Source organism: Dietzia maris (assembly GCF_014144855.1).
Classification (GTDB): Bacteria; Actinomycetota; Actinomycetes; order Mycobacteriales; family Mycobacteriaceae; genus Dietzia; species Dietzia kunjamensis.
On the sequence record NZ_JAALDN010000205.1, the window covers coordinates 1 to 8,824 of the forward strand.

The window sequence follows — 8,824 nt, forward strand, 5'->3', positions numbered from 1 at the left end:
AGGTCGGCGACCTCCGGTGCCGCCTCGGGCTCGGCGGATGGCCGCGAGGCGCGGGGCATCTCGACCGTCTCGCCCGCCGTGGGGGTATCGGACCACGCGGCGATCCGGCGGCGGGAGCTGCGCCGCGTCGCCGAGCGCTCGGTCTCGGACGCCCGCGTCGTCTCCGCGATCGGGTACGCCGTGGTCATCTCGTCGTCCCAGTCCTCGTCGGAATCGACGTAGTCGTGGTCGACGATGTCGCCGCTGCCGTCCCAGCCGAAGAACCCGCGGACGATCCCGGGGATCTCGCGCGCGGGCCGCCCCACCATCACCAGGATCCCGAACGCGACGAGCAGCACGAGGAGCGGTACCGCGACGAAGACGGACAGGCCGGCTTCGAGCGTTCCACCGACGATCCGGCCGAGCACCCCGGCGCCGGACCGCACCCCGTCGGGATCGGTCGGCGAGCCGGACCCCAGGTGCCACAGTCCGAGCACACCGAGAGCGGCGACGGTCGTTCCGACCAGCCAGCGCGAGTGCACGTCGGGACGGGGTTCGCGGGCCATGACGAGCACGCCCCATCCGCCCAGCAGGAGCGGCAGGAGGGCACCGGGGGTACCGACCACCGTCCGGATCCCGGTGTCGATCCAGTGGCCGATCGGGCCGGCCGCGCCGAACCACACGGCGCCGACGAACACGATCGCCACGCCGATGAGGATCAGGCCGAGACCGTCACGGCGGTGCGGCGGGACCACCTTGTCGTCGTCGTCCCCACCACCGAGGCCACGGACCCCGTGGCCGACACCCTTCGCCATCGCGGACCACCCTCCGCGCAGCCCACGCCCCACGGCACCGAACGCACCCGTGGTGCGTTCCGGCGCCGGGACGGCGGTACGAGGACCGCTGCGGGTCCCCTTCTTGGGGGTCGAGACGACCGCACCGCGACGGGAACCGCCACCCCGCGACGACGACGGGGTGGGTTTGGTCGATCGCTGTGCTCCCGAGGTCGAAGCCGGACGTCGGCCGCCGGGGGCACGGGTGGAGCGCGTGCTCGAGCTGGATGCCATGGCCGTCACTCTATCGTCTGGAGCACCACTGGTAACAGCAGCCACACGGGGGTGGGGTGGTTCAGATGCCGCGTGGGACGGCTTCGAGCGCGTCGATCCCCCGCTGGGCACCGGAGATGTCGATCTCGACCTCATCGCGACCGAACGTCCACAGGAGGAACTCGACGGGATCCGCCGTGATGCTCACCAGCGGGGCGAGCGCCGCACCCGTCGAGACCGACGCGATCGTGGCCGATCCCACGTGGGCCGGGGTGCGCAGGTCGACGCGGGCACCGACCTTGCGCAGGAAGGTCTTCGCCACGGTCGTGGCGAGGGACCAGACCCGTTCGAGGTCGTCCACCTCGAACTCGCGGGGTGCCCACCCGGGGCGCCCCCTGCGCACGTCCTCGTGGTGGACGAGGTACTCGGCCAGGTTCGCGACCCGGTCCGCGTAGCGCAGCGGTGAGTACCAGGGAGCTCCCCCGGCGATCGTGTCGAGCAGGTCTTCCCACGGGCGCTCGGCCTCCCTCAGGCGCAGGTGCTCCATCCGGTCCGCGAGGGCGGGGACGACTATCCCCGCCGCCGCGTCGGGTCGGTACTCCCGCACGACGAGGTGTGCGGCCAGGTCCCTGGTCGTCCAGCCCTCGCACAGCGTCGGGGCGTCGGGCCCGGTGGCACGCATGCTCTCCACGAGAGCGCTGCGCTCCCGCTGTGCGAGGGTCGGACGGCCGGGACTCACCGGACTCAGCCCTGCGCGACGGCGGAGGTGATGACGGTGGGCACGATCATGGGCTTGCGGCGCCACTTGTCCGACACCCACCGGCCGACCACGCGCCGCACGGCCTGGGCGAGACGGTACGGATCGGTCTCGCCCTCGCCGGCCAGGTCCCACAGCGCGTTCTCCACGAGTTCCACGACCGGGTCGAGTGCGCCGGGCTCGTCGGTGAAGCCCTTACCGATGATCTGGGGCTTGCTCACCGGCCGGCCGGTTCGCGGGTCCACCACGACTGTCGCGACGATGAAGCCGTCCTCGCCGAGGGCGGTCCGGTCCGCGAGGACCGTGTCGCCGACGTCGCCGGTGGACAGGCCGTCGACGTACAGGTTGCCGACCGGGATCTGGCCGACCACGGAGGCCTTGCCGTCCACGAGGTCGACCACGACGCCGTTCTGCGCCAGGACGACGTTCTCCTCCGGTACCCCGGTGGCGATCGCCAGCGCCTTGTTGGCGCGCAGGTGCCGCCACTCACCGTGGACCGGCATGGCGTTCTTCGGCCGTACGGCGTTGTAGACGAAGAGCAGCTCGCCCGCGTCCCCGTGGCCGGAGACGTGGATGTTGGCCTCGCGGCTGGTCACCACGTTCACACCCATCTGGGACAGGCTGTTCTGCACGCTGAAGACGGGCTCCTCGTTGCCCGGCACGATCGACGAGGAGAACAGCACGGTGTCGCCCTCGGAGAGGTTGATCTGCCGGTGCTCGCGGCGGGCCATCCGGGAGAGCCCCGCCATGGACTCACCCTGGGTCCCGGTCGTCATGACGACGACCTTCTCCGACGGGAGCTTGGCGGCCGTGTCCATGTCCACGATCACCTTGTTCGGATCGGTGAGCAGGCCCATCTCGAGGGCGATCTCCATGTTCCGGATCATCGACCGACCGGTGAGAGCGACCTTGCGACCGCTCGCGGCAGCGGCCGCGATGACGGACTGGACGCGGTAGACGTTGGACGCGAAGCAGGCCACCACGACGAGCTGACGCGCGTCGGAGATGAGCCGCTGGAGCGCGGGACCGATCTCCGACTCCGAGCGACTGACCCCCGGAGTGGTGGCGTTGGTCGAATCCATCAGCAGCAGGTCGACGCCCTCGTCGCCGAATCGCCCCATCTTGGGCAGGTCGGTGGGGCGCTTGTCCGTGGGCAGCTGGTCGAGCTTGATGTCGCCCGTCATCATCACCGACTGGCCACCGGCGCGGATGACCAGGCCGAGGCACTCGGGGATGGAGTGGTTGACGTCGAAGTAGCGCACCTCGAACTTGCCCAGGGTGCTCACGCTGGACTCGTCGACCTCGCGGAAGACCGGCTTGATGCGATGCTCGCGGCACTTCGCGGCCACCAGCGCGAGCGTGAACCGCGATCCGATGACCGGGATGTCCGGGCGCAGCTTGAGCAGGAACGGGATCGCCCCGATGTGGTCCTCGTGGGCGTGGGTCAGCACGAGCGCCTCGACCTGGTCCAGACGATCCTCGATGTGGCCGAAGTCCGGGAGGATGAGGTCGACGCCGGGCTCGGTCGAGCTCGGGAAGAGGACGCCGCAGTCGACGATGAGCAGCTTCGAGTCGTACTCGAAGGTCATCATGTTGCGGCCGATCTCCGTGACGCCGCCGAGCGCCACCATGCGCAGCGCACCCTTACGGGGCTTGGGCGGGCTGGGCAGGCGGACCGTCATGTCGCCGCCCTGCATGGTCTTCACGCCACCGAACTCGGCGGTGGAGGTGTCGCCGCGACCCCGGCCGCGTCCGCTGCGACCACGGCCGCCCTTCTGGCCGCCCGAGTTCTGGCCGCCGTTCTGGTCGCCGCCCGACGATCCGCCCTTGGCGCCCGAGGACGACCCCCTGCCCCGGCCACGCGATCCGCCCTTGGGCGAGTCCTTCTGGCCGCTGTCTTTCTGGCCGCCGTCCTTCGGGCCGTCGCCCTGCTGGTTCCTACCCTGCTGGGGCTGGTCCTGCCTACCCTTGGCCCGATCGGAGCGTCCCTGCCCCGCGTCTGCGGCGGGGGCGTCGGCTACCGGGGTGGGCTCGGTGAACTGCACGGCGGCCGTGGCCGCCGGCTCTCCCGAGGGCCGTCCCGCGGCACGTCGGGTGCGGCCGCGTCCGCGGCCGGTGGAGGTACTTTCCGTCATCTGGTGACTCCTGCTCTGTGCAGCAGCGCCGCGAGGGCGTCTCGCTGCTCGTCGGTTGGTGGTAACTGCGGGAGTCGCGGCACACCGGCCGGGACCCCGAGAAGTTCTAGTGCTGCTTTGGACATCGACACACCTCCGAGCGCCCGCTGGGCGTCGAAGAGCGGGAGGAGTCCGAGGTTGATACGTCGTGCCGTCTCGATGTCGCCACTCAGGTACGCACGGCGCAGGTCGACCAGCCGTGACGCGGCCACATGGCCGATCACGCTGACGAACCCGGTCGCTCCGACGGCCAGCCACGGGAGGTTGAGTTGGTCGTCCCCCGAGTAATAGACGAGGTCGCAGTGGGACATGACGGTGACGGCGTCGTGGAAGTCGCCCTTCGCGTCCTTGACCGCCACGATGTTCGGGTGGTCGGACAGACCGATCAGGGTGTCCGCCTGGATGGGGACCACCGATCTCGGCGGGATGTCGTAGAGCATCACGGGCCGGTCGGTCGCGTCGGCGATCGTCCGGAAGTGGACGTCCAGACCTGCCTGGGTGGGCTTCGAGTAGTACGGCGTCACCACGAGCAGTCCGTGCGCCCCGGAGGCAGCGGCCTGCTTGGCCGCGTGCACCGAGTGCGCGGTGTCGTACGTACCGACACCCGCGACGATCGTCGCCCGGTCCCCCACTTCGGCGAGGACGGTCTCGAGGACCGCGATCTTCTCCGCGTCGGTGGTGGTGGGCGATTCCCCCGTGGTGCCGGAGACGACGAGACCGTCGCACCCCGAGTCCACGAGATGCCGCGCGACACGTGCGACGGCCTTCAGATCGACGTAACCGTCGGACCCGAACGGGGTCACCATCGCCGTGACGACCGTGCCGAACGGCGCGGGGCGCCCTGTATCGGCGGGGGCCCGGCCACGGTCGGTCGGCGCTTGCCGGCCGACAGGGCCCCCGGTGGTCACGTGTGTCATGGTCTCCCAGACTACCCGCAGTACCCGGCAGACCCCGATTCCCACCCTGGGGGCGTCGTCATCCCTCGAGAACGTAGGGGCTGACCGCGATCTCCGAGCCGTCCTCCAGCGTGGCGATCTCGAAGTCCGAGAACACCGCCGGCGCCGCCTCGCGGAGACGACGGAGTACGTCGATCGCCAGGCCCCGGATCTCGGTGTCGGCGTGCTCGGTGGCGCGCATCCCGATGAAGTGGCGCCACGAGCGGTAGTTCCCCGTCACGACGATCCGGGTCTCGGTGGCGTTCGGTAGCACGGAGCGGGCGGCCTGCCGGGCCTGCTTGTGCCGCAGCATGGGGTTGGGTACGTCCGCGAACCTGTCCTCGAGTTTCGCCAACATCTCCGCGTAGGCGTCACGGGAGGCGTCGGTCGCGCGCCGGAAGATCTCGACGAGCTCGGGATCGTCCGCTATCGCCGGTGGGGGCACCACCTTCGAGTCGTGCTCGGGGACGAAGCGCTGGGACAACTGGCTGTAAGAGAAGTGCCGGTGCCGGATCAGTTCGTGGGTGCACGAGCGGGAGATCCCGGTGATGTAGAACGACACACTCGCGTGCTCGAACACCGACAGGTGCCCGACCTCGAGGATGTGCCGCAGATACCCGGCGTTGGTCGCGGTGCGCGGATTCGGCTTCTCCCAGCTCTGGTAGCAGGCCCGCCCCGCGAACTCGGCCAGCGCGGATCCGCCCTCGGCGTCCGTCTCCCACTCGACCTCGTCGGGCGGGATGAACTCGGTGTGCGCGACCAGGCGGACCTGCCGGCGGACGAGCTCGGACATCGCTTGACTCCTTCGATGATGTGCCCGGCGGTTCAGCCGAGCAGATGTGCGGCGACGGTGGCCGCGACCTCGGCGGCGGTGTCGAGATCCTGGCGTCCGGGTTCGCCGGTCAACCGGACTGCGGGGGCGACGGCCTGCAGTCCCCAGCCGGTGGCGATCCGTTCGACCGAGGTGACCGCTCCCGCGGTGTCGTTGTCCCCGTGCACGCACAGGGCGTACGGCCGGCCTGCCACCGCTCCTTCGCAGGTGTAGTAGGTGCGGTCGAAGAAATGCTTGAGCGCGCCGGACATGTACCCGAAATTGGCCGGGGTGAGCAGGACATAGCCGTCGGCACGCAGGACGTGGTCGTCGGTGGTGGCCAACGCGGGGACGGACTCGACCGCGATCCCTTCGAGTTCGGGATGGTCGAGACCGGTGACGAGTGCTTCGAGAATGCGTCGCAGGCGTGGTGACGGGGCGTGGTGCACGACCAGTACCGTGCTCATCCCAGCCCCTTCCCCGAGGTGAGTTCCGTCTCGCGCAGCCCGATGGCGGCCTTCATGACCTCCCGGGCGCGGACGCGGTCGCCGGCGTGGTCGTAGGCCCGCGCCAGCCGGTAGGTCGTCCGCCAGTCATCGGGGGCGGCCTGGTACTCGGCGCTGACCCGGTCGAACAGCGCGTCCGCCGCGTCATGCTGGAGCCGACCGGAGGGGCGTCGCTCCATGTCCGCGACATCGAGCTCGATCCCTTCCGCCGCGGCGGCGGCCGAGATCCTCTGGAGTTCGAGACCGTTGCGGACGATGGCCCAGGTCGCCCAGGCGCCGACGCCGGTGAGCAGGATGATCCCCGCCCCGAGCCCGCGCACGGCCAGATAGTCGGAGGCGCTGACCATCGACCAGCCGAGGTACAGCAGGTACCCGAAGGCCACGACCAGGCCCAGCGCCGTGAGGGCCATGACCAGGGGCTTGACGATGCGCTCCACGGCGGTGGTCCTAGAGGTCCATGAAGGAGTCGAGCCCGACGGTCAGGCCCGGGGCCCCGGCGATCGAGCGGACCCCCAGAAGCACCCCGGGCGCGAACGAGGTGCGGTCCAGCGAGTCGTGCCGGAGGGTGAGGGTCTCCCCCTGCGTCCCGAGCAGCACCTCTTGGTGGGCGACGAGGCCCGACAGTCGCACCGAGTGCACGCGGATCCCGTCGACGTCGGCGCCGCGGGCCCCGTCGAGTTCCGTGGACGTGGCATCGGGCGACGGCCCGAGCCCCGCCTCCCGGCGAGCCGCCGCCATCATGGCGGCGGTGCGGTGGGCCGTCCCCGACGGCGCGTCGGCCTTGTTGGGATGATGCAGCTCGACGATCTCGGCGGACGGGAAGTACTTCGCGGCCTGGACCGCGAACCGCATCATCAGAATGGCGCCGATGGCGAAGTTCGGCGCGACCAGTACACCGGTCCCGGGACTGTCCTCCAGCCACCCCCTGAGGGTGGTGAGACGGTCCTCGGTGAACCCGGTGGTGCCGACCACCGCGTGGATGCCGTTGGCCACGCAGTACTCGAGGTTGTCCATCACCACGTCCGGGTGGGTGAAGTCCACCACGACCTCGGCACCGGAGTCGACGAGCGCGTCCAGCGGATCGCCCTGGTCGACCTCCGCGACGAGTTCGAGGTCCTCCGCGTCACGGACGGCCTCACAGATCGCCGTCCCCACCTTGCCGCGTGCGCCGAGCACTCCGACCTTCGTCACCGTCATCGTCTCCTCACGTGGTCCTCGTCGAGCCCGTCCAGCCTATCCGCCGACGCGCCCGAGCAGTCCAGCCGCGCCGTCGCCGGGCATCCCGGGGCCGACCGCCGCCAGACACCACGGGGCGGACTCGTCGGTCCAGTAGGCGGCGACCTCGTCGCGGGTGACCCGACGGAGCCTGGCCACCGATTCCTCGACGGGGACCACCGTGTCGCGGTCCAGGAGGTGTCGACCGATCCGCGTCATGCGGGAGAGTGGATCGTCCAACCCGAGCCTGATCGACCCCGTGAGGTGGCCGATCGCCCGACCCACCTCGTCGGCGGCGGGCGGCGCGGCCAGCATCCCGGACACGACCTCGCCCACCTCGTCGCACAGTGCGTCCACCCGGTCGACCGGGGCGCCGGCCACCACCGTGAGCAGACCGGTCGGCCGGAACTGGTCCATCCCCGCGTAGACCGTGTATGCCAGACCGAGCTCCTCGCGGATGCGTTGGAACAACCGGGAGCTCAGTCCCCCGCCGAGAACCGCGGTGCCGACCTGCGCCGCGGCCCGGTCCCGGTGATCACGGGCCGGGGTTCTGCGGGCGAGGGCGATCAACGCCTGTTCGGAGTCGTCGTCCTCACCGGTGAGCACGGACGTCGCCGCCCACCCGGGGACCCCCGCGCCCGGTCCGGTGTCGCCACCGCCGGTCGCGGTCCCGAGATCGGCGCCGTCCCGCGACGTTCCGTGGCGGGAGACCGCCGCCGCCAGTGGCCCGGCGGCGATCCGGCGCACGAGGGCGTCGTGGTCGAGACGCCCGGCCGCCGCGACAACGACGTCGCCGGCACCGAGCATGCGTCGGTGGAATGCCCGTAGGGTCTCGGCGTCCAGTGCTTCCACCGACTCCTCGGTCCCGATGATCGGGCGGGCGAGCGGGTCGCTACCGAGGGCCGCGGTGGCGACCAGTTCGCAGGCGAGGTCCTCCGGGTCGTCCGCACGGCCGGCGAGCTCGTCGAGCACGATGTCACGCTCGATCTCGACGTCGGCGGGGTCACAGGACCCGTTGGCGACGACGTCCACCAGGACGTCCACCGCGGTGTCCAGCCCCTCGGCGGGGACGTGGACGTGATAGCAGGTGTGCTCGCGTCCCGTGAAGGCGTTGAGGTCACCACCCAGCAGGTCGATACGCTGGGACAACTCCAGACCGGACGCCGAGCTGGTGCGCTTGAACAGGACGTGCTCCAGGAAGTGCGCGGCGCCGTGTTCCCCGGGGCCCTCGTCCGCGGATCCGGACCCTATCCAGACCCCGACCGCCGCGGTGTGGCACCACGGTAGGTCTTCGGTCACCACACGCACGCCCGGGATCGACCGGTCCACGCGGATCGTCGGGTTCACGGCCCTTCCCTTCTGTCGACGAACGAGGCACGCACCCCGCGCGCGGGGTGCGTG

Annotated in this window: 9 protein-coding genes; all 9 read right to left on the bottom strand. The window is 70.8% G+C overall.

What is annotated here, in order from left to right; all coding sequences use genetic code 11:
* Positions 1 to 1,046 (bottom strand): DNA translocase FtsK 4TM domain-containing protein (locus tag G6024_RS07325; protein WP_241728236.1); only part of this gene is annotated, 1,046 nt, incomplete at its 3' end.
* Between the two features lie 61 nt (positions 1,047 to 1,107).
* Positions 1,108 to 1,764: a TIGR03085 family metal-binding protein gene (locus G6024_RS07330; protein WP_083249542.1), complete on the bottom strand. Its 657-nt coding sequence runs from the start codon at positions 1,762 to 1,764 to the stop codon at positions 1,108 to 1,110.
* Between the two features lie 5 nt (positions 1,765 to 1,769).
* On the bottom strand, positions 1,770 to 3,917 hold the full coding sequence (locus G6024_RS07335; RefSeq protein ID WP_277355615.1) for a ribonuclease J: 2,148 nt from the start codon (positions 3,915 to 3,917) through the stop codon (positions 1,770 to 1,772).
* Positions 3,914 to 4,873, bottom strand: a complete 960-nt coding sequence (gene dapA, locus G6024_RS07340; protein WP_096907226.1) for a 4-hydroxy-tetrahydrodipicolinate synthase — start codon at positions 4,871 to 4,873, stop codon at positions 3,914 to 3,916. Before dapA ends, G6024_RS07335 begins: the two co-directional genes overlap by 4 nt.
* A 58-nt stretch (positions 4,874 to 4,931) precedes the next feature.
* Entirely contained in the window at positions 4,932 to 5,684 is a 753-nt protein-coding gene (gene thyX / locus G6024_RS07345; RefSeq protein ID WP_067717719.1) for an FAD-dependent thymidylate synthase, read from the bottom strand.
* A 32-nt stretch (positions 5,685 to 5,716) separates the two neighbouring features.
* Positions 5,717 to 6,169, bottom strand: coding sequence for a flavodoxin family protein (locus G6024_RS07350; protein WP_069388843.1), 453 nt, complete (start codon positions 6,167 to 6,169; stop codon positions 5,717 to 5,719).
* Positions 6,166 to 6,645 (bottom strand): hypothetical protein, encoded by a 480-nt coding sequence (locus G6024_RS07355; RefSeq protein ID WP_096905350.1) that lies wholly within the window; start codon positions 6,643 to 6,645, stop codon positions 6,166 to 6,168. Before G6024_RS07355 ends, G6024_RS07350 begins: the two co-directional genes overlap by 4 nt.
* Before the next feature lie 10 nt (positions 6,646 to 6,655).
* Entirely contained in the window at positions 6,656 to 7,405 is a 750-nt protein-coding gene (gene dapB, locus G6024_RS07360; protein ID WP_067717713.1) for a 4-hydroxy-tetrahydrodipicolinate reductase, read from the bottom strand.
* Positions 7,406 to 7,441: 36 nt separating this feature from the next.
* Positions 7,442 to 8,770 (bottom strand): M16 family metallopeptidase, encoded by a 1,329-nt coding sequence (locus tag G6024_RS07365; protein WP_159148381.1) that lies wholly within the window; start codon positions 8,768 to 8,770, stop codon positions 7,442 to 7,444.
* Positions 8,771 to 8,824: the final 54 nt, after the last annotated feature.